The organism is Nostoc sp. (assembly GCF_036918015.1).
Classification (GTDB): domain Bacteria; phylum Cyanobacteriota; class Cyanobacteriia; order Cyanobacteriales; family Nostocaceae; genus Nostoc.
Map to the genome: position 1 here is coordinate 35432 of NZ_JBALEO010000060.1, position 21596 is coordinate 57027.

19 protein-coding genes are annotated in these 21596 nt (G+C 42.1%); 14 read left to right on the forward strand and 5 right to left on the reverse strand.

Features of this window, described 5'->3' with window-relative positions:
* Positions 1-28 precede the first annotated feature (28 nt).
* The 12 genes from V7K61_RS13910 (at position 29) to minE (ending at position 12401) form a co-directional block, all read left to right on the forward strand.
* Positions 29-598, forward strand: a complete 570-nt coding sequence (locus V7K61_RS13910; RefSeq protein ID WP_335053854.1) for a photosystem I assembly protein Ycf4 — start codon at positions 29-31, stop codon at positions 596-598.
* Between the two features lie 162 nt (positions 599-760).
* Entirely contained in the window at positions 761-1561 is an 801-nt protein-coding gene (locus tag V7K61_RS13915; protein WP_335053855.1) for a peptidylprolyl isomerase, read from the forward strand.
* Between the two features lie 105 nt (positions 1562-1666).
* The gene (locus V7K61_RS13920; protein ID WP_335053856.1) at positions 1667-2812 is read left to right on the forward strand and encodes a beta-ketoacyl-ACP synthase; all 1146 of its coding nucleotides are present in this window, start codon (positions 1667-1669) and stop codon (positions 2810-2812) included.
* A 229-nt stretch (positions 2813-3041) separates the two neighbouring features.
* Positions 3042-4331 carry a Glu/Leu/Phe/Val family dehydrogenase gene (locus tag V7K61_RS13925; RefSeq protein ID WP_335053857.1) on the forward strand — a complete coding sequence of 430 codons (1290 nt, stop codon included), beginning with the start codon at positions 3042-3044 and terminating at the stop codon, positions 4329-4331.
* Positions 4332-4967: 636 nt separating this feature from the next.
* Entirely contained in the window at positions 4968-6701 is a 1734-nt protein-coding gene (locus V7K61_RS13930) for a tetratricopeptide repeat protein (protein WP_335053858.1), read from the forward strand.
* Positions 6702-6940: 239 nt separating this feature from the next.
* Positions 6941-7063 carry a hypothetical protein gene (locus V7K61_RS13935; protein ID WP_335053859.1) on the forward strand — a complete coding sequence of 41 codons (123 nt, stop codon included), beginning with the start codon at positions 6941-6943 and terminating at the stop codon, positions 7061-7063.
* Positions 7064-7109: 46 nt separating this feature from the next.
* Positions 7110-7607, forward strand: coding sequence for a DUF29 domain-containing protein (locus tag V7K61_RS13940; protein WP_335053860.1), 498 nt, complete (start codon positions 7110-7112; stop codon positions 7605-7607).
* Between the two features lie 40 nt (positions 7608-7647).
* On the forward strand, positions 7648-8310 hold the full coding sequence (locus V7K61_RS13945; RefSeq protein WP_335053861.1) for a hypothetical protein: 663 nt from the start codon (positions 7648-7650) through the stop codon (positions 8308-8310).
* Positions 8311-8468: 158 nt separating this feature from the next.
* Positions 8469-9791, forward strand: coding sequence for a four-carbon acid sugar kinase family protein (locus V7K61_RS13950; protein WP_335053862.1), 1323 nt, complete (start codon positions 8469-8471; stop codon positions 9789-9791).
* A 254-nt stretch (positions 9792-10045) separates the two neighbouring features.
* Complete coding sequence (gene minC, locus V7K61_RS13955; protein WP_335053863.1) at positions 10046-11089, forward strand: septum site-determining protein MinC; 1044 nt, start codon at positions 10046-10048, stop codon at positions 11087-11089.
* A 172-nt stretch (positions 11090-11261) separates the two neighbouring features.
* Positions 11262-12068 (forward strand): septum site-determining protein MinD, encoded by an 807-nt coding sequence (minD, locus tag V7K61_RS13960; RefSeq protein WP_012410009.1) that lies wholly within the window; start codon positions 11262-11264, stop codon positions 12066-12068.
* A 36-nt stretch (positions 12069-12104) separates the two neighbouring features.
* Positions 12105-12401, forward strand: a complete 297-nt coding sequence (minE, locus tag V7K61_RS13965; RefSeq protein ID WP_094350996.1) for a cell division topological specificity factor MinE — start codon at positions 12105-12107, stop codon at positions 12399-12401.
* Positions 12402-12671: 270 nt separating this feature from the next.
* Here the strand turns inward: minE and V7K61_RS13970 are convergent, their stop codons facing one another.
* Complete coding sequence (locus V7K61_RS13970; RefSeq protein ID WP_335053864.1) at positions 12672-14006, reverse strand: hypothetical protein; 1335 nt, start codon at positions 14004-14006, stop codon at positions 12672-12674.
* 978 nt (positions 14007-14984) lie between these two features.
* Between V7K61_RS13970 and fmt the strand changes: the two genes are divergently transcribed.
* Complete coding sequence (gene fmt / locus V7K61_RS13975; RefSeq protein ID WP_335053865.1) at positions 14985-16016, forward strand: methionyl-tRNA formyltransferase; 1032 nt, start codon at positions 14985-14987, stop codon at positions 16014-16016.
* 94 nt (positions 16017-16110) lie between these two features.
* On the opposite strand, the gene V7K61_RS13980 is transcribed toward fmt, so the two are convergent.
* Together V7K61_RS13980 and V7K61_RS13985 are read right to left on the reverse strand one after the other, a co-directional pair.
* Positions 16111-16476: a DUF6464 family protein gene (locus V7K61_RS13980; protein WP_335053866.1), complete on the reverse strand. Its 366-nt coding sequence runs from the start codon at positions 16474-16476 to the stop codon at positions 16111-16113.
* A gap of 127 nt (positions 16477-16603) precedes the next feature.
* Positions 16604-18112: a hydroxysqualene dehydroxylase gene (locus V7K61_RS13985; RefSeq protein ID WP_335054107.1), complete on the reverse strand. Its 1509-nt coding sequence runs from the start codon at positions 18110-18112 to the stop codon at positions 16604-16606.
* Positions 18113-18363: 251 nt separating this feature from the next.
* Here V7K61_RS13985 and V7K61_RS13990 point away from each other — a divergent pair, with 251 nt between their 5' ends.
* On the forward strand, positions 18364-19266 hold the full coding sequence (locus V7K61_RS13990; protein ID WP_335053867.1) for a class I SAM-dependent methyltransferase: 903 nt from the start codon (positions 18364-18366) through the stop codon (positions 19264-19266).
* 76 nt (positions 19267-19342) lie between these two features.
* Here V7K61_RS13990 and V7K61_RS13995 read toward each other — a convergent pair whose 3' ends face one another.
* Both V7K61_RS13995 and V7K61_RS14000 read right to left on the reverse strand, forming a co-directional pair.
* Complete coding sequence (locus V7K61_RS13995; RefSeq protein ID WP_334895171.1) at positions 19343-19483, reverse strand: hypothetical protein; 141 nt, start codon at positions 19481-19483, stop codon at positions 19343-19345.
* A 54-nt stretch (positions 19484-19537) separates the two neighbouring features.
* Positions 19538-21586 (reverse strand): potassium channel family protein, encoded by a 2049-nt coding sequence (locus tag V7K61_RS14000; protein WP_335053868.1) that lies wholly within the window; start codon positions 21584-21586, stop codon positions 19538-19540.
* Positions 21587-21596 lie beyond the last annotated feature (10 nt).

Consider the following 21596-nt stretch of genomic DNA (forward strand, 5'->3'; position numbering starts at 1 on the left):
CGAGTATCTCACGGGCAATGGTAGTTCAATGACGACATCAACAACGATTAACAAAGGCGATCGCCTCCTGCACCAAAATGTTCTCGGTTCTCGTCGGTTCAGTAACTACTGGTGGGCAACTATCGTTACCTTGGGAGCAAGCGGCTTTTTATTGGCTGGTATATCTAGTTATTTAAAAGTTAATTTACTCATAGTTTCCGATCCAACCCAACTGGTATTCGTTCCTCAAGGATTGGTAATGGGGTTATATGGTACTGCTGGCTTGCTATTAGCCACATACCTGTGGTTAGTGATTTTATTGGATGTTGGAGGCGGTTACAACGAATTTAATCAGGAAACTGGCGCAATCAAAATCTTCCGTTGGGGGTTTCCTGGCAAAAACCGCCGAATTGAGATTGATAGCCGCATAGAAAATGTCCAATCTGTACTAATAGACGTAAAAGAAGGTCTTAATCCCCGTCGCGCCCTCTATCTACGCATTAAGGGACGGCGAGATATACCCTTAACACGGGTTGGACAACCGTTATCTTTAACAGAGTTGGAAACAGAAGGCGCGAAGTTAGCCCGCTTTTTGGGAGTGTCGTTAGAAGGATTGTAAAGGAATGGGGTAAGAAGCCTGGGAGCAGGGAGCAGGGAGCAGGGGGCAAGGGGGAGAATAAAAATTAAATTACCTCTTTCGCCTCTGCTCCCTGCCCCTCTGTCTCTTATGCCCAATGCCCCTCAAAACGATAAGATACTCTGGTTAAATCGGTAACAGGCAATGCGGTTAAAAATTTCACAATTTTTGCTTTCTCTTGTGATTATCAGCGCCTTGATGTTGGGAGGATGTTCAACACAGCAAGTCGCTTCTAATAGCTCTTCTCCAAACTCGACTGCTACCTCGGCCACAAGCGAGGCAAGCACCAAGGCAACTACTGAAGCAACTTCTGTATCTCAAACTATTAGTGAGAGTATTCCTGGAATAACAGATTTACCGCGCCTCGAAGGCAAGGCTACTGTGGTAATGACGGTTAAAGGTTCGCCGATTACTATTGAACTAGACGGCACTGATGCCCCCATTACAGCTGGCAACTTCGTAGATTTAGTGCAAAAGGGTGTTTACGATGGTTTAGCTTTCCATCGAGTTGTACGCGAACCCCAACCGTTTGTAGTTCAAGGGGGCGATCCCAAAAGCAAAGACCCGAAAGTTCCAGCAGATCAACTAGGAACTGGTAGCTATATTGACCCAAAAACGGGAAATGCTCGCTATATACCTTTAGAAGTTAAGGCTAAAGGTTCAGATACTCCGATTTACAATAAACCATTTGATGCAACTGCTCAAGCTGTCGTATTGCCCCATAAACAGGGTGCGGTAGCGATGGCGCGATCGCAATCACCAGATTCAGCTTCTGCCCAGTTTTACTTTGCTTTAGCTGATCTAGCGTTTTTGGATGGTAACTACGCCGTGTTTGGCAATGTCACTCAAGGTTTTGATGTCGTAAACAAAATTCAGCAAGGCGATCGCATTGACTCCGCTAAAGTTACTCAAGGTGCTGAAAATCTGAAAACACCAGGGAAGTAGGAGGAAGGGGGCAGGGGAGCAGGGGAGCAGGGGAGCGAGGAAGGTAGTAAAAAAACTCTTAACTCTTAACTCCTAACTCCTCACTTTTAACTCCTAACTCCTAAATTGGTCAAAATTGTTGTCACTGGTATTGGTTTAGTTTCCGCTTTGGGTGGAAGCTTAGAGGATAGTTGGCAAAATTTAATCGCAGTTAAATCTGGAATCCGGTTACATCAACCATTTCCAGAACTTAAACCACTTCCTCTAGGTTTGATTGGTGAACAACCATCTGAGTTGACAATGTTAGCTCGGATGGTTGTTGCTTCTGCTTTACAAGATTCTGGGTTAGTTGCACCTTTAGCTGATTGTGCTGTAGTTATTGGATCGAGTCGCTCTTATCAAGCGTCTTGGGAAATGCTGGCGCGGCAAATGTATAGTGACGCGGAAAATTGTCCCGTTTCCTCTTTTGGAAATTGGCTAGATACATTACCTCATTTCAATGCGATCGCAGCTGCAAGGCAAATCGGTGCATCGGGGATAGTTTTAGCACCTATGGCAGCTTGTGCAACTGGAATTTGGTCTATTGCCCAAGCAGCTATGCTTATCCAAACTGGGCAATGTCAACAAGCGATCGCAGGTGCAGTGGAAGCGCCAATTACACCCTTAACTTTAGCTGGGTTTCAGCAGATGGGTGCTTTAGCGAAAACTGGGGCTTATCCCTTTGATTTGCATCGGGAAGGCTTAGTGTTAGGTGAAGGTGCGGCTGTGTTTGTCTTAGAATCAGCAGAGTTTGCCAAGCAGCGTCAAGCAAAAGTGTATGGTGAAATTCTCGGTTTCGGCTTGACTAACGACGCATATCATAGTAACTCACCAGAACCTGAAGGGAAAAGTGCGATCGCTGCCATCAAACAATGTCTAGAACGTAGTTGTCTGACACCAAGCGATATCGATTACATTCATGCTCATGGCACAGCTACCCAGCTAAACGATCAAATGGAGAGCATGGTAATCCAGCGTTTGTTTCCCCAAGGCGTGGCAGTTAGTTCCACCAAGGGAAGCACAGGTCATACATTAGGAGCATCTGGAGCTTTAGGTGTAGCTTTTTCTCTGATGGCATTAAAGCATCAAATATTACCGCCTTGTGTAGGATCGAAACAGCCAGAGTTTGATTTAGATATTGTTACAGCCGCACGTCTAAGTAAAATTCAGCATGTATTATGTTTGAGTTTTGGCTTTGGGGGACAGAATGCTGCGATCGCTTTAGCAAGGTAAAAACTTGTGGGTTTAACTATCTGACCAACAGAATATATTAATTTTTATTAAGGCACACACAGCTGCGCGTCTTTAGGAAAGGTGATTTTGAAATAATTTTCACATATCAGAATATAAAACATAAAACTGTAACAAAAACTACAAAAGACTTGTTTTTCTAAAAAAAAAGGATAAGCTTAGGTACAGATGAGATCCGGTTCGCAAAGATACCGTGATTAGGAGAAAATTTATGATTTCAAAATCCTCGCTGCTGTCAGAACCTGCTTCTCCAGCGCATATATGCCCCTTTGACCAAGCCTGTAGTTACTTAGAAGCGGCAGCTAAAGAATTAAATTTAAATCAGGGTTTGCTAGAAATTCTCAGCCACCCGCGTAAGGTTGTCACGGTTTCCATTCCCGTGAAGCTAGATGATGGGGAAATACAAGTTCTCGCTGGACACCGGGTGCAGCACTCTGATGTTTTAGGGCCATACAAGGGTGGAATTCGTTTCCATCCGGCTGTGACATTGCGCGAAGTATCCGCTCTAGCAATGTTGATGACCTGGAAATGTGCCTTGTTAGGTATTCCTTACGGTGGTGGCAAGGGTGGCATTGCTATAGATCCCAAACGTTACAGTGTTGGCGAATTAGAGCGAATCAGCCGCCGTTATATCAGCGAGTTGATTAAAGATATTGGGCCTTCCGTAGATATTCCTGCGCCAGATATGGGTACTTCTGCCCGTGAGATGGCTTGGATGATGGACACTTACTCTGTAAATGTCGGTCATGCTGTACCAGGAGTTGTAACTGGGAAACCCCTTTCGATTGGTGGTTCTCTGGGAAGAGAAATGGCAACCGGACGTGGCACGATGATTATTGTCCGTGAGGCGTTAGCAGATCGAGGTAAATCTTTGGTAGGAGTGCGAGTAGCGATTCAGGGTTTCGGTAATGTTGGCTGTGCCGCAGCAGAATTACTATATGAAGCAGGCGCGAAAATTATCGCCGTTTCAACTGGTGCTGGGGGAATATTCTCCGAAGTTGGTCTTGATATTCCCAAGTTAAAAGTCTACGCCGCTGAAAATCGTAAGAGTATTGCGGGTTTCCCACAATCTGTACCAATTAGCAATGCAGATTTATTAACTCTACCCTGCGATGTCTTAATACCAGCGGCTTTGGAGAACCAAATCACTGAAAAAAATGTGAATCAGGTACAGGCGCAGATTGTGGCAGAGGCAGCTAACGGCCCGGTTACTCTTGAGGCTAACTTGGCATTAGAGGCGCGGGGTGTGACAGTGCTACCCGATATTTTGGCGAATGCTGGCGGTGTAGTAGTCAGTTATTTGGAGTGGGTGCAAGGTCTTTCTTACGTATTTTGGGATGAGGAGCGCGTCAACCGCGAAATGGAACATTTGATGGTGCAAGCGTACCGTAAGGTGATTTATCAATCGGAGGTGCGCCAAATTTCTTTAAGGTTAGCAGCTTACACGCTGGGGGTAGGTAGAGTGGCTCAGGCACTGACTGACAGGGGTCTTTATCCTTAATTGTTGATAGCGACAATTGAATTTATGAGGGAGAATAAATCATCAGTGGGCAAAAGTTTAAGCGATCGCTCACTGATGATTTCTCTATTACAGCAGTTTTCATGTATTTGAACCACATCTGTCGTCAGGGCACAGCATTGTTCATAGGTGTCAACTTAAGCTGGAAATAGTTTATCTGTTGGCTTCCATGCCCGCCCGGAAATAAACGAGTAATGAGTAATGAGTAATAAGTAATACTCATTACTCATTACTTCAAAAATAAATTTTGGGGCTAATAGCTTAAGTCTACTGAAATAGACTGGAGATTTTTGGCGATATTTAGTCATCTTCAGATGACTTTAGCTATGAGACGGGAATTTCAATTCCCGGCGGACAAGCGGTTTCGCGTTAAGTTGACACCAATGAGCATTGCTGTAACCCTACCGCATGGTCTAAGCTAAAAAACATCTAATTTGCATAATCGAATTAGAGATAACTCTTGTGGGGTGGGCAACATGAGCGCCCAGCTTATGCAATTTAAATATGGAACCTCAAAATAGCTGTAAGTCAGTATTATTTACGCCGCTATACTTAAATTTGTTGTGAAAGCCAATACGAGCAAAAATTAACCAGGATTTTTACGAGATATCTATAAATATGAATATGTGGCTAGTAGTAGCTTTTATCTGTTTTGGTTGGATATTGTCTTTATGTTTGCATGAGTTTGGTCATGCAATAGCAGCATATTGGGGTGGTGATACTTCTGTCAAAGATAAGGGGTATTTGACATTGAACCCACTCAAATATACCGAACCGAGTTTGAGTTTGATGATGCCGTTATTTTTTCTCCTCATTGGCGGTATTGCTCTACCTGGGGGAGCAGTTTATATTAATCAAAGTCGATTACGCGATCGCAAATGGAAAAGTGCGGTTTCGGCTGCTGGCCCAATTGCCAATTTGATTCTAGCTTACCTGCTATCACTGCCTTTTCAATTGGGTTGGGATTCTTTAGTTCTCGAAAATCCAAATTCAGTTTTATTTGCTTTGATTACTGCCCTAACTTATATAATTTCCCTAAATATCTATGTCGTTTTGATTAATTTATTACCTATTCCTGGATTAGATGGTTATGGAATTATCGAACCGTGGCTAGCACAACCGATTCAACAGCAAATAAATAAGGTTGCTAAATATGGAATTTGGATATTGATTGGTTTGTTATGGTTTGCCAGACCTTTTAATCAATTTTTATGGAATTTCACTCATACAATTAGCGAATATCTTCATCTCCCAGAAAATTTAACTGTTTTCGCGAATGCAATATTTAGAGAGAATTCGCGGTATTTAGTTATCGGATTAGTTTTAGTTCTATGGATATTTAGAGATAAAAACCAAGAGTTACAGAGACAAGGTGATAAATTAGTCTCATCGCAACAATATGAGCAGGCGATCGCTTGCTATGACAAAATAATTAAAAATAAACCCAAAAATGCTGATGCTTGGTATTGGCGAGGTTATGCGCTTTATTCTTTAAACAAACATGATGAAGCGATCGCCTCCTACGATCGAGTAATTAAAATTCAACCAGACTACGTTAATGCTTGGTATTTACGCGGTTATTCCCTTTATTTTTTGCAAAGATATGTAGAAGCAGTTGATTCCTATAAAAAAGCTTTGGAAATCAAATCTGATGATTCAAAAACTTGGTACTATCAAGGCATTGCTCTTACAGATTTAGGACGCGATGAAGAAGCTTTAGCAGCATATAAACAAGCGATCGGAATTCAGTTAGATTTTTATCAAGCTTGGTATAAACAAGGCGAAACATTGGCAAAATTACAGCGTTATGAAGAAGCGATCGCAGCCTACGATAAAGTAATAGAAATTAGACCAGAAGATAGTAATACTTGGTGGTTACGAGGACAAGCTTTAGCAGCACAGAAAAATTATCAAGCAGCTCTAGACTCATACAATCAAGCAATTACAATCTATTCTGACTTTTATGTTTTCTGGTCGGATCGTGGCAATGCATTATATTATTTACAACAATACGAAGAAGCGATCGCCTCTTATGAAAAAGTTATTGAATTAAAGCCAGATAACATCCATGCTTGGAATAATCAAGGTGGCAGTTTGATAAAATTGCAACGTTATGAAGAGGCATTAATTGTCTACGACCAAGCAATTGAAATTAAATCTGACAGTGCTGATTGCTGGTATAATAAAGCCTGTTGTTACGCACTACAAAATAATGTCACTCTAGCAATAGAAAACCTCCAACAATCAATCAAACTTGAATCAAATAGATTAGAACTTGCTAAAACCGATCCTGATTTTGATGCTATTAGAGAACATGAAATGTTCCAAATTTTAGTTGACGAATATAGTTAGTAGAAAATAGACACTACAAAATAGCGCTAGATATAATCAGAACGATAATAGTTTTTTCTGAATTGCTGTCATATAAAGGGCAATGCGAGAATTGATATCTTTTTGCTCAACTTCATCGATACCCAATTTTACTTTCAGGTGTTGGATATGATTTTGAACAGCCCTGAGCGATCGCCAACAATACCTCAATTATCAAACCTACCACCTGTGGACGCTCAAAAGGTGGCTATGGCAGTAAGATGATGAGTGCGATGCCTGCGGCGGGCTACGCCTACACATCTGAACTTCCAGATGGTGTATGGGAAATGTCAGCATTGCCTGATGGACAATTGCAAGTCACACTGAGTTGGCGTTTACCCTAAGTCGATCTGGCTAAATTAAAAAAAATACTAGGAATGCGGCTAGTGTATGGTTAAACCAATAATCCAATCAGTAACTCAAACCTTATACGACGAAGATTATTACCTGTGGCTGAGGACAACCATAAACCAACTTCGTACTGGACAGTTTTCTGCTGTTGATTTGGAGAATTTGTTAGAAGAGTTAGAAACTATGGGTAGAAGGGAGAAGCGAACAATTGAAAGTTTATTAATTAAGCTTCTTGAACATCTACTAAAACTCAAGTGTTGGGATAAAGAACGAGAACGTAATCAAGGACATTGGAAAGGAGAAGTCAGGACTTTTCGCAGAGAGATTAAAAAAGCTCTGAAAGATAGTCCTAGCTTAAAACCTTACATTTTAGAAATATTTGATGAATGTTATCAAGATGCAAGAACAGAAGCAAGCGATCGCTCTCAACTTACCATTGACATATTTCCTGCTATACCCATTGGCTCTTTAGAACAAATCTTAGATGAAAACTGGTTTCCTGAATATAACCACAATCATCATGGTAAACCCGATTAAAATGAATACGCAACTTGGGTTTCCATAGGAGTATGCAGACGTGCAGCCGGACTTAATAGGCTTGGAAATTAGTAAGGGAGAACTAAGACGTTTGACTGGGTTCGATCCAGAAGACGTTTTTCGTCCCTCGGTTTTGCGAGATGGCAAAAAGCGATTAGGGTTTTTTATCAGTGAAATGCTGGTGACGCTGGCGCTAACGCCCATAATTGTGGGCTTTGTTTACGCGTTTATTATTCTGCCAACAATTGGTTCTTCAATTAGACTAGGAATTCTTTTACTAATTTTAGTGCCAATGCCGATATTAGTGGGGCGATGGCTATGGCGACAATTAACCTGTCCTGAAGGACTGACAATACTTTTAGATGAAGTTGATAAATATCATGACCTAGTTGCTGCTATAGATATTAATGACCAATTAGCAGCATCAGGAAACGTAGAAAGCAGTATCCATGACCGAGATAAAGTAACCTCCGCCTTGCAACTGATTCGAGAAGATTTAGTCCGCGCTTTGAAAACGGAACGAATTTTGCGAGATAATAAAAAATTGCTTGCTAATAACCAAGAGTTATTTGTGAATAATTTAGCCAGTCTGCGAGCTTTAGAAGTTAGTAGTCAAGCAGGCGAATATGCTCAACTGCTAAATCAATCATTGCAAATTGCGATCGATGTGCAAGCAGAAATTAGAAAATTGCAGAAAGGCTAAGAGAATGTTTGTAAAAGTGGCTACACGAGACTTTACCTGCCTCCACAGGTTAGAAAACCCTTGATTTTGATAGTCCACCTCCGTGAATTAAGCTTTGTGTAATAGTGACTTCTACTCGCCCAATACCTTCCCAGAAAACAATCGCCCCGTTGACTTAAATGAGCAACAAACCCAAAATAATTGTCCTGGATGATGACCCTACAGGTTCTCAAACAGTCCACAGCTGCTTGCTGCTAATGCACTGGGATGTGGAGACTTTACGCCGTGGGTTGCAGGATGATTCGCCGATTTTCTTTGTGCTGACTAATACTAGATCGCTAACGCCAGAGTCAGCTGCATCTGTCACCAAAGAAGTTTGCCAGAACCTGAAAATCGCTTTGAATGCTGAAGGAATTGACGATTTTCTAATTGTCAGCCGTTCTGATTCTACTTTGCGGGGACATTATCCGATTGAAACAGATGCGATCGCACAAGAACTTGGCCCCTTTGATGCTCATTTTCTCGTACCAGCATTTTTTGAGGGCGGACGCATCACCCGCGATAGCGTGCATTACTTAATTATTGGCGGTGTAACCACCCCAGTCCATGAAACCGAATTTGCCCGTGATTCCGTCTTCAGCTACCATCACAGTTACTTACCCAAGTATGTCGAAGAAAAGACTCAAGGACGAATTAGTGCCGAAGTTGTAGAAAGGTTTCTCCTAGCCGATATTCGCGCTGGTAGTTTGGAACGATTGTTACAACTTCATGGTAATCAGTGCGCTGTCGTCGATGGTGAAACTCAAGCCGATCTCAACCGCTTTGCAGTGGATATATTAGCAGCCGCCAGTCAAGGCAAACGCTTTCTATTTCGCAGTGCAGCAAGTATTTTAACGGCTTTAGCTGCTTTACCACCCCAACCCATTGCCGCCGAAAAGATGGCGCAGTATGTGCGCCAAGGCAAACCAGGTGCGGTGATTGTTGGTTCCCATGTGAAAAAGACTACCCAGCAATTAGAGGCGCTGTTGCAACTAGAAGGAACTGTGGGCATCGAAGTGAATGTGGTGCGATTACTTGATGATACAAATCAATCTGCGGCATTACTTACTGAAATCCAAGAAAGTACACGGGCGGCACACGAAGCTGGCAAAACACCAGTGGTTTATACTAGCCGTCAGGAACTAAATTTTCAAGATGTCAAGACACGATTGGAATTTGGTGAAAAAGTTTCAAGTTTATTGATGGATATTGTGCGCGGTTTACCATCTGATATAGGATTCTTAATCAGCAAGGGTGGCATTACTTCAAACGATGTCTTGAGTACTGGACTAGCTTTAACTTCAGCCCGTTTACTCGGTCAAATTTTAGCTGGTTGTTCAATGGTGTTAACGTCATCCGATCATCCCCAGTTTCCTGATTTGCCTGTGGTGCTGTTTCCAGGTAATGTCGGCGATGCTGATGCCTTGGGGACAGTTTATCAGAGGTTGACGGTGCCAATTTGAGATTTTAGACTTTCCTGCGGAACGCTACGCATAGCTTGCAACTCCTGCGGGGTACGGCTACGCTCAGTCGAACGATTTGAGATTAAAGAGTCTTTTGGTTAATGTCGGACTAATATCCCGCTACGCCAACACCCCTTGTGGTCACTGAGCCTGTCGAAGTGTGAGTGACACAAATCCAAAATCCAAGTTGCGCTGTCAGCGCACCAAAGGTGCGACCCAAAATTGAAAATCTGTTGTCTTTTGGCTAGTACTGCATGACTTCTGATTCTGCGATTCCCAATCTAAAGTCAAATTCTGCACTTCCTAATGCAGAATCAAACTCTATCCTTTCTGAGGTAGAGGCAAATCCTACTGTTTCTGATGTAGAGTCAGATTCTATCCTCCCGGATGCTGAGTTAAAATCTGTCCTCCTTTATTTAAAATCAAATACTGTTCTTGGAGATGTAGAGTCAAATCCTGCTGATCCAGATGTAGAGTCAACAAATACTGATGCCGGATCGGATTTTATCCTGACTGATTTAAATCCCGATGAGTTAGCATTACCAGGGCATCGTGTAAATGACAATAGTCAAGTCCAGTTAAAAAGTAAGGAGGGACGACTGTTATTAATTTTGCCCCCGGAATCTCAAGCATCTGCCTCAGAACTCACTTGGTCTGATATTTGGCAACAAATCAGGCAACGTCTGAGTGCAGGCGATCGCTTCCGGGTATCTAATACACCTGTGCATTTAATGGCACAAGACCGTTTGGTAGATACCAGACAACTCCAAGAACTCGCCGAAGCTTTGAGTGAAGTCCAACTCCGACTGATATCTGTCTCGACGAGTCGGCGGCAAACTGCGATCGCTGCTGTAACTTCCGGGTATTCAGTAGAACAATTACAGCCCGTAACTTCCCTGAGTACCGAGCCAACAGCTACAGCGATCCCCCAAGAAGATGCCCTCTATTTAGAAATGACAGTCCGCTCTGGAGTAGAAATTCGTCATCCTGGGACAGTAATTCTCTTGGGAGATTTAAATCCAGGTGGTATTGTAATTGCAGATGGAGATATTATTATCTGGGGTCGTTTGCGTGGAATTGCTCATGCTGGGGCTGGAGGCAATAGTGAGTGTCTGATTATGGCCTTGCAAATGGAACCAACTCAACTGCGGATTGCAGATGCTGTAGCTAGAGCGCCAGAAAAACCGCCAATGCAGTTTTCTCCAGAGGTGGCACATATTACGCCCCAAGGAATTCGTATCGCTAGGGCGACTGATTTTTCCAGAAACCAATTCACCAAGAGCAATCAAGAACCATAAATATTTACTTAAAGAATGAAGTATATAAGTAAAGATGAAATAAAACAAATATTCATGCCTCACCCTCATCAGGGAGAACAGATATTTCTTCATACTTGATACGATACTTCATACTTTATACTGCAATTTACTGTTTTATATTTCCTGAACCCTCATTGACCGCATTTCTATCATGACTCGCATTATTGTGATTACCTCCGGTAAAGGAGGAGTGGGTAAAACCACAGTTTCAGCAAATTTGGGTATGGCTTTAGCCAAAATGGGGCGTCAAGTTGCTTTGGTTGATGCGGATTTTGGTCTGAGAAATTTGGATTTGCTCTTAGGGCTGGAAAACCGCATCGTTTATACTGCGGTAGAAGTTCTAGCCAGAGAGTGCCGGTTAGAACAAGCCTTGGTGAAAGATAAGCGCCAACCCAATCTCGTACTCCTGCCGGCAGCCCAAAATCGCTCTAAAGATGCAGTCACACCCGAACAGATGAAGTTATTGGTGAATGCACTAGCACAAAAATATCAGTATGTGATTATTGATAGTCCTGCCGGGATTGAAAATGGATTTAAAAATGCGATCGGCCCGGCCAAAGAAGCGCTAGTTGTCAGCACACCAGAAATTTCCTCAGTTCGCGATGCCGATCGGGTAGTAGGGTTACTAGAAGCACAAGGTATCAAGCGTGTTCATTTAATAATTAACCGCATCAGACCCGCAATGGTGCAGGCAAATGATATGATGTCAGTGCAAGATGTTCAGGAACTTCTCGCCATTCCCCTGATCGGGGTAATCCCTGACGACGAGCGTGTTATTGTATCTACCAATCGCGGCGAACCCTTAGTGTTAGCAGAAAATCCCTCTTTAGCTGCCACAGCCTTTGAGAACATTGCTCGTAGATTAGAAGGGGAAAGTGTCGAATTTCTGGAGATCGACTCGTCCCAAGACAGCATCTTCGCCCGCCTACGAAGGTTGTTGTGGACAAAGATTGTTTAACTTACTTTTCCAGTCTCCGCGCCAGACCTATTCGTAATGATTGAACTTCTAGAAAAACTTTTTTTTCGCGGCCCTGATAGCAGTCGAACTCAAGTTAAACGTCGCCTGCAATTGGTGATTGCTCACGATCGCGCTGACTTAGATCCTCAAACGTTGGAAAAAATGCGGAAGGAAATCCTAGATGTAGTCTGTCGCTATGTAGAAATTGAGACAGAGGGCTTGGAGTTCTCCTTAGAAAGCAACCAACGAACCACAGCTTTAATCGCCAATTTGCCCATCCGCCGGGTGAAGGGTGCTATACCTGAGTGGGAAAGAGGTGATAAGCCTCTCTAGCTTTAATTTTAAGTATTTTTATTTATGATCTAGTTAAATTGTTCGTTCGTAGTGGGGACTTTAGTCCTCACCAGGACTTTAGTCCTGACTACAAACTACTTTTTATAGATGGTTTGGCAAATATTATATTGCTGATTGAAAATATGAATTTGTCTCAGCAAAACAGTAAAAATTCAAAATATCCAACCTCTGTCACTCTCCGAAAACAGGGATAAAAAAATCCCGTTGTCGTCACTGCTGACAACGGGAGTATGTAGAGTTTTTTATAATCTATCGGTAGGCAACTTGTGGCCCTGCCCAAATTTCTGTCACCTTTTTACCAAAAGTAATCGGACGATCGTTGTCTGTTGTAGTGATAGTCTTGCCATCATTAGCAACTTGCATTAATGGCCAGTTTTCCTCGCCCAATTCCCCCGCACGGAATAATACATGATCTGGTTGGCTTTTACTCCAGCCTAGCAATACGGCAATTTTTTCATGTTCTTCCTCACTCACAGGAGCGACTGTGTTAGTGTGATTTTTTTGCCGATCCCAAATCACTGCACTATCTGTAGAATCACCTGTGTTAAATATACCTTCAAACTTGCGTGCTAAGAAGCGATCGCCTTTTTCTGACCAGCTAACTGGAACTAATACCCCAATCTTTCCACTCGGATCATTTTCTTCTGAAAACTCCCCCTTTACAGCCTTTACCTTTAATAAAGGATCGCTAACTGGAGTCGTTGAAGCCATCACCCACAATTTCTTAGTGTGCATATCTTGGACAAACATGACGCTGGTGACACGGCTGTTGTACATTTGAGGTTTTACTTCCAGTTGCACCCGGCTATAAACAGCATATTTACCATCTGGAGAAATCACCGGTACGCTACGATAGTGACGCACTCCAGAACCACCATTAGAAGCAATAGCTTCTTGAGTTGCTGTAATCCATTTCCAAGGAATCGGATGAGGACTACCGATGGGATCTATTTGTTCTGCTTGGGACTCATTAGCTGTTTCCACAACAGGTATTTCCGTTGTTGTGGTTGATTGAGATTCTTTAATAGCTGGTGCTACTTGAGTTGCTGTCAATGATTCAGTAAAAGACTTTTCTCTAGAGAGATAATTTTCTTGTCCCCTCAAAGACTTGACATTAGCAGCTTTAAGTTTGCGTATTAAATTAAGTTGACTAACAGGAACATCTGTTGATGGTGCGAGTTCAACTGCTGCCAAAGAATCGGGAACAGTTACATCACTTACATCTAAATCGCTGCTTGAGAGATAATTATCTACTTCAGTTGAAGACTCAATTTTATTTTCTGGTAATACTTGCGGTTCCTGAACAGTAGTACTTTGTGTTGGCACAGAGTCAAATTCTTCTGTTATCGATTCGATTTGATCTGTTTTTAATGTTTCAGCTATCTCAGGTTCCCCAACTAAAGCTATTTCCTTTGATACAGAGTCAGATTCTCCAGGCATCGAAGTTAGTTTATGTACTTCGGATCTTACTGGGATCGAGTGAGCCGATGCTCCTAATAAAGGTGCAATTAGGATCGCAACGACAACATAATTGAGAAATGGTTGGGTGCGGAACCATCCTGACAGCAAAAGGGGTTTAAGCATTTGTAGACTCTCTAGAGGGGGCAATTGCTATGTAAGAAGCAATACATCAACAGCAATGGGGCAGGTGGTAGTTATATGTATAACAAGAAACTAAAACTAATGACGAAATAATCTCTTCAAAGTTTGCAGAGGTTTACAAAAATTAAGTATCATTGTCTACACCTTTTCTTAATTAGGTACGGAATATTTTTTTGCAAAAATATGCGAGTATAGTAAATATGCTGAGAACTCAGTAATTACTACACGATATATAATGTTCCTATACCCAAACACACCAAAAATAAGTCTTGGTTAAGGAATATTTAGGGATATAGTTTGGGGAATGACGCTGGCGAACAAGAGTTAGATAACTCAGCTATCGGGGATCGTACTAGCGATCGCTAGTACACAGCAAATAAGCTAGGTTACACACTAAATATAACAGCGCAAACCCTCATGATCGTAAACGTGAGGCGTTAATTAAAAACCTGGGAAAGCGGACGCATAATACATCATACTCAGAAGATATTGCTATCAGCAACCCAAAGTTATAAATTGCTATCTAAAACTACAGAAGTAGTTAGAAGACGCAATAGTTTTTCGGGAATTTAACTACATTTAAAGTTAATTTCGGGCAGACGATCGGGAACACAACAAAATTCACTCGGTAGATGCTCTAGCGACTCGCAAAGAAAAACCACTAAGTGATTAGTTTCACTAGAGGCAAATGCGTTTAATACTAGCTGTTACCCTTGTCAACTTAACCCGGCAAGTTAATCAAGCAGCCTTTGGTTTCATGAATACGAAAATATTGTACCACCAAACAGCCAATATTATTTACAGCTAACAACTGTATTTTGCAACTGCGTCCCGAATACAGGAACCTGCTAGATGCTGACTTAGTAAATTCTGTTTCAACATACAACTTAAATGTTGTCAGTTATGAGGGGCGCACTTACGATTAACTAATGACTCACGACTAAAAACTACTAATTATTAATGAAAATTGTATTTTTTGGTACACCTCAATTTGCTGTACCCACCTTGGAAAAATTATTGAATCATTCAGAATTTGAGGTGCTAGCAGTTGTCACCCAACCAGATAAACGCCGGGAACGCGGAAATAAACTTACGCCAACACCCGTAAAAGCGATCGCTACTGCTCACAACTTACCAGTATGGCAACCCGAACGGGTGAAAAAAGACACTGAAACTTTAAGCAAACTCAAACAATTAGATGCAGATGTGTTTGTTGTTGTAGCTTATGGACAGATTTTATCGGCAAAAATCTTGAATATGCCAAAATTAGCTTGCATTAATGTGCATGGCTCGATTTTACCCAAATATCGCGGTGCAGCACCGATTCAATGGTGTTTGTATAACGGAGAGAGAGAAACGGGGATCACCACCATGTTGATGGATGTGGGGATGGATACCGGCGCAATGCTCCAAATAGCCACTACACCGATTGGATTACTGGAGAACGCTCAAGATTTAGCCGACAGACTAGCAGAAATAGGTGGGGATTTGTTGGTGGAAACTCTATTGAAGTTGGAACGTAAAGAAATTCAACCAATTCCCCAAGATAATTTAGCAGCAACTTATGCGCCTCTGATTCAAAAACCAGATTATGCTTTGGATTGGTCAAAAAGTGCGATCCAATTACACAATCAAATTAGAGGCTTTTACCCTAACTGCACGGCTACCTTTCGTGACAACTTGTTGAAAATCACCGCTTCTGCTCCTCTTGGTTCTGTAAGCGATGTCTGGCGACAAGCCGCTCCGCGTCTACGCGATCTCCCACCAGAACTGCAAGAATTAATTCATAAGTTGCCTGATTTGTCAAGCATATCAGATAAACCGGGAATTGTAGTGAGCATTGTCAAAGGACTTGGCGCGATTGTCCAAACTGGGGAAGGATTGTTGCTGTTGCGAGAAGTTCAGTTAGCCGGTAAACGTCCCCAGTCGGGATGGGATTTTGTTAATGGTAGCCGCTTAACTGTGGGAGAAGTTTTTGGTGCAGGAAACTGACGGGCATGGAAGAGATGAGGGAAAATAACTTTTAACTCCTCACTCTTAACTCCTAACTTTTAACTCCTAACTCCTCACTCCTAACTCCTAACTCCTAACTCCTAACTTCTAACTTTTCATAAAAGCGGCAAGATTCACAAGGGCCATCTGGGTTTACTGCACAGCGAATGAGTTCTGAATGAGCATTGTAGCAGCAGGTGGCATCACCGATTACCCAACGTCCCGCTACCAAACTTTTCTCAGATGGTCGTTTAGCAGATTGGACATAAATGACAATATTATGCAAACGGTAGCGCCCAGCTTGAAGTTTGTATCTATGACGGCGCTCTAAAACCGCGTAGGTTTTACCTTCAAAATCGAGATAGTTTCCGGGTTGGGGTGTCCAATCAAGTTGCACCCTACCGAGGGACTCACGTGGGTGAGTCAGAATCACCTCGGTTGGTAAAGAGTCTGGCTCCATAAGCTGATGTTATTTGATTTACATTATAAGGATAGTATGGCGATCGCTTTCTTTAGCTTACCGAATTTAAATTACAATTGATGATTAACTAGATTTGCGAGAAATATACATACACTAGGGATGCAAATTACGGTAGCCAAAAGTTAGGCAGGATAGATTTGCTCAAGTTACCCAAAGTTTGGTTGAGCGATCGCGCCACTTGGATATGAACTTCATCCTCTTCTACAGCTAAAATCTCAGATGGCTGACCTTCTCCCAAATAAGACACCACCAAATTTGCCGCCTCCAAACCAGTAACATAAGCCTTTTCCTGCGACCAGGAACCATGACGGTTCACAATCCAATCCCCACTCATAAACACATTCTCAAAACTTGTCTTCGCGGGCAACATATAACGATAGCTGCCAGGTGCAAAGTGAGTCACCGCTTGAGGTAGCCGAATTACACTACTATCAATAATCTTTGCCTCCCGAAAGGCTGGCACACAAGTTGCTAAATAACCCTGAACTATTGATAAAATCTCCTCATCGCTCAAACTGAGGAACTGATTCGCATGATAAAAATCAGCTTCAATCACTGTTCCCGGCTCATCCCGATATTCATCATGTAGAGCATTCAAATCAAAAAACGTCCAACCTGTACTTGCGTCGAATCCAAAACAAGCATTAGAAGGACGAGGAATATCAATTTTGCGGTCAAACCATAGTCGCGTTGCTAAAACATCAATTGCTCCTAGATTGCTTAAATTACGGAATTCTTCACGGCTTTGTAAACTAGGGCTAGTTGAGACAATTTTCTTCATCCCCGTGATTCCAACCGCAAAAATTACGGCATCTGCTTCAATTACTTCATCACCACAAACCACACCCTTGACTTGATTACTATCAACAATTAAATCTGTAACCCGACGCTTGGGCAACACTCGCGCACCAGCTTTCTCGATACGTTCCACCCAAGGACGAAATATCTTTTCTCCAACAGTTCCCCGACACCAAACCACATCAAAATCGGGTTGATGAGCCAGAATAAAAAAGTAAAGCATCCCTAAAGTTGCGGCGGCTGAACACTGTTCGCCAGGGGCAAATAAGCCCACTAATAACATCGGTTCAAAAGCCTCGCGGTAAAGTCGTGCAGAAACGTTAAAGTCTTTGAACAATTCACGGGCAGTTACAAAGTCGTAACGCCGCCAAGCTGCATCAGAATTGTCAAAATCAACGACAGCATAAAGTAAAGGCAGGGCGCTGAGTCGGTCAATTAGTGGCAGCCGCTTAAACTTAGTGTAGAGAAAAGTTCCCAGTGGCGAGGGGAGTCGCGGTAAGTCTTGAAAAATTGGTGATTCAACTTCTAAACCTGCTGGCGAATATTGCGAAGAACGAGTCCAAGTAGTAAAAGGATTAATTTCTAATTCATTGATTAGGGAAAAAATATTTTTGTAAGGATACCAGAACCCATGAATGCCAGCTTCCACAGATTTTCCGGCTGCTGTTTGCCAACCTGCCACCAATCCACCGGGGTAGGGGCCGGCTTCGAGAAGTGTCACATCATAACCTTGTTTTGCTAAATGGTAGGTTGCTCCTAAACCAGCCCAACCAGCACCTACAACTACCACCCGTTTTTGTTGTAACCCTCCTACCATCGCAGCCTCCAATTGTTGCAGTCCATCAACTAATGTATACGAACTTGTGTTTTGATCGAGCAAGGCTTGTCATTATAGCGGTTTTCACTTGGATGCAATAGGCGCTTTGCTAGCACATTCCATCGAATTTAAAATAGTTATAAACTTTAAAAAAGGCTTAGGGAAAGCCGTTCAGTAAAAATCACTTGCGGTTAATGCTGAGTTAAGAGTATAACAGAAAACAGACTTGACTATTGATGAGGATAATCATAATGTCTCAATTAGCAAATGTAAAATCCAGTCTAAATGACTTTGAATTACGAGATGGAATTTATTTTCCTAGCGACTATGAACAATTAACTAATACTCAACATAAAAAAACATGGGATGCAATTGGTAAAACATACTATGGTTCCCAAAAAATTGAAAAAATTGCCGCGACATCACCCATTAAACAAGATTACACTCTGCTAACTGGTACGCCTGGAGGTACTTGGAATAAATTTCCGTTGAATAAATCTGTCGGTTCTATTCTAGAAATTGGTTCTGGTTATGGTCGCGCACCTTTACATCTCTCTAAAGCGAAAAATCTGAGATGTGAGAAATATTATGGTATTGATATTTCCGAACCTTTATTGCGGCGGCTAATCAAAGTTAAACAAGAATACAATTTTTTCCCAGAAGCGGAATTTAACTTGATTTGCACTTCTGCTGAAACATTGCCTTTAGAAGATAATTCTATAGATTTGGTAATTTCCAACTGCGTCTTTATGCATATCCCAGATGCCCAATTAAGAAATTTATTGGCTGATATCTGTCGGGTGCTAAAACCTGGTGGAATTTTTGTTTTTAATCATTCCTTTCACAATAAGTCTTGTCCTTCTCATATTATCCATAATTTTATCAGAAGGCTGAACCCATTTGTGAGAAATCCAGTTTATCTCAAGCAATATTCATCTGCTGAAATAGAAGAAATGTTAGCTACTGCTGGGATGAAAGCGAAGTGTCCACAATACATTGTGGAACCAACAGCAGAGTATGCAATTTTGCCGGAAACCATCAAAGGAATTCCAGTACCGTTTGCTAATGCTATCAACAGAAGTCTCAAGCCATCAGATAGCTTAAAAGAAACTTTGGCTTACGGTTTTAGTGCTTACAGTACTCAACTGGACTGATTAATAAACTTCTGCTTGTCACAATGAACTGAATAAAAATAATCTACAAAAGCACAACAATGTTGTGCTTTTACTTTTACAATAAATGCCTATGAACTTTATTTGCTAAGGTTTTTGATGAAAATTCTAGATCGCTAAAGATGCGATAAATCATCACAAAGACGCGATAAATCGCCGTCTCTACAAAAGACTGATTATTGTAGAGACGGCGATTCATCGCGTCTCTTGCTTTAACCGAACAGTATTGATATGACTTATAATTATGTGAGGATTAAGGTTGCCCAATGAAGATTAAATTTGCCAAAACTTGTACTTTTGTTAACTCGCGCACAAGACGTTGAGCTTGATATTTATAAAGTGGTATTGGCAACACTCTAGGCAAATTATTCATCCATTGCCTAGCATCAGTGGAACTACATCCTGTAATTAAAACTATCTCTTCAGCACCATAGATAATGGCATTTGTAGTCAGAGCTTTTTCTATCTGCACGCTCCATTGGCGAGGCAGCATTTCACCCCATTCAATTCGCTGCAAACTACTGCTTGTGGCTAAAACAATCAAGCGATCGCCAGCATCAAGCTTAACATCATACCAGGGCATTAAGGAGTAATTGTCTCGCTGATATTTTTGGTAGAGAATCGGTACAACACTGTAGCCAGATGCTATTTCAGATAAAAGCAACCCATTCAAGGTATCGCCATCTTCAATCTTGTATTCCGTCACCATGACTATTTGCTCATTCAAGTGAAACAAGCTCAGAACATTTTCTCCAAAAGCAGCACAAGCAAAGACTTCTGCCGCCAAAGCCGCGCCACATATAACTTGAGCATAAGGGAACAGAGGGGCGACATTATCACTAAATTGGCGGTCTTGAGAGCGGATAATCAAGGTAGTGGCGGGGTTGATTGCATGAGCCATCAAACCAATTTCCAGATTTTCCATATTATCGTCCCCAACTAAAATGATGCTTTTGGCATGGGGGAGATTCGCCTTAGTGAGTGCTTCGGTAGCATTACCAACGATAAGGGGCATATCGCGTAAAGTTTCTTGGTCGAGAATGGTAGGATGAATTCCTACTAACGGCTGGTTGAGTTCTTGCAAAAGAGCAGCTACTTGCTGTCCCAAACGATTTAAGCCAATAATTATCAGATGGTTGCGTTGTGGTATTGGAGGGCGGGAATTGAAAAAATGAAATCTTGAAGTGACCAGAGCATCAGTCAGCAGCGCATATAATACTCCTACGAAAGCTTGACCTGTCAACGTCATTCCCAGGCTAAAAAACCGCAACCACCAAGGGATAGCATCTGAGGGCTTTGATTGCGATGCAAACTCAACACCACCAAATAAATCTCCGTATCCTCCCAAAAGCAAAACTGCTGTTGCATAGAAAGCTTCTTGGATGGTGATGTCAGGATAATATAAGCGGTAAAGAACTATTCCAACAAGCCACAGGATGAGTACAGTAATCGCATAGATTGTTGCAATTCGCCGGATTTGATTTTGGCTTTGGTAGTAAGATTGCCAAAATTGCACTATTTTATCCTTGAGATTTTTCGCTGTGATGCCTTGAATAAACTTTTGCCACTGCCACTTTTGGCTATGAGATTGTCGATGTTGCTCAGATAAAGCCAGTTCGTATGCCACATCAATATAAACTAGCGTGTCTCCTACCTGCACTTCTGCCTCTGGATTCCAGCCAAACAATTCTTTGAGTGGTTTAGATGAAGCAGGTTTGTGACTCAAGATGCGGCGAGTTGTCAGATTGAGTCTATGTACTGGCTTGCCATTACACCAGCTATCCTTCGCTTGTACCTGATGCTTTATCACTTGCAACAGTTGCCCTTCTAAGGTGAAATATCCAATAGCTTCAGAACCAAGGGCTGTCAGAGCGAAGGCGTGAGCTGAAAGATGAGTGGGTTCAAAGGCAACAAAATTGCCGAGATTTTCCCACAAGAGTTTGTTGAAATTTTGTTTGTCTGAACGTACAATCAAGCGAACGTGGGGATTAAGACGGCGTGCTGCAAAGGCAGCTTCTATATTTATCCGCTCATTTCTGGTTACTAAAAGTATTGAACGACATTGGGATATACCTGCCCGCTCTAAAACACTTGGCTGGCGGCAGTCTCCTATGATTAACTTTTCTAGTAAGTTAGGTACTTCTGCAACTTCCCAATGTTCGGGCTGCACATCCTCAATGGCGCTGACTTTAACATCGTATTCCTTGAGGATTGCTACGCAATGTTGCCCTAAACTTTTGAGTCCGCATACTAAGAAAAGGTGTTGGGGTTTTTTGGGATTGCTGGTAGGAGGGGGATGCACTTTCTGTTGA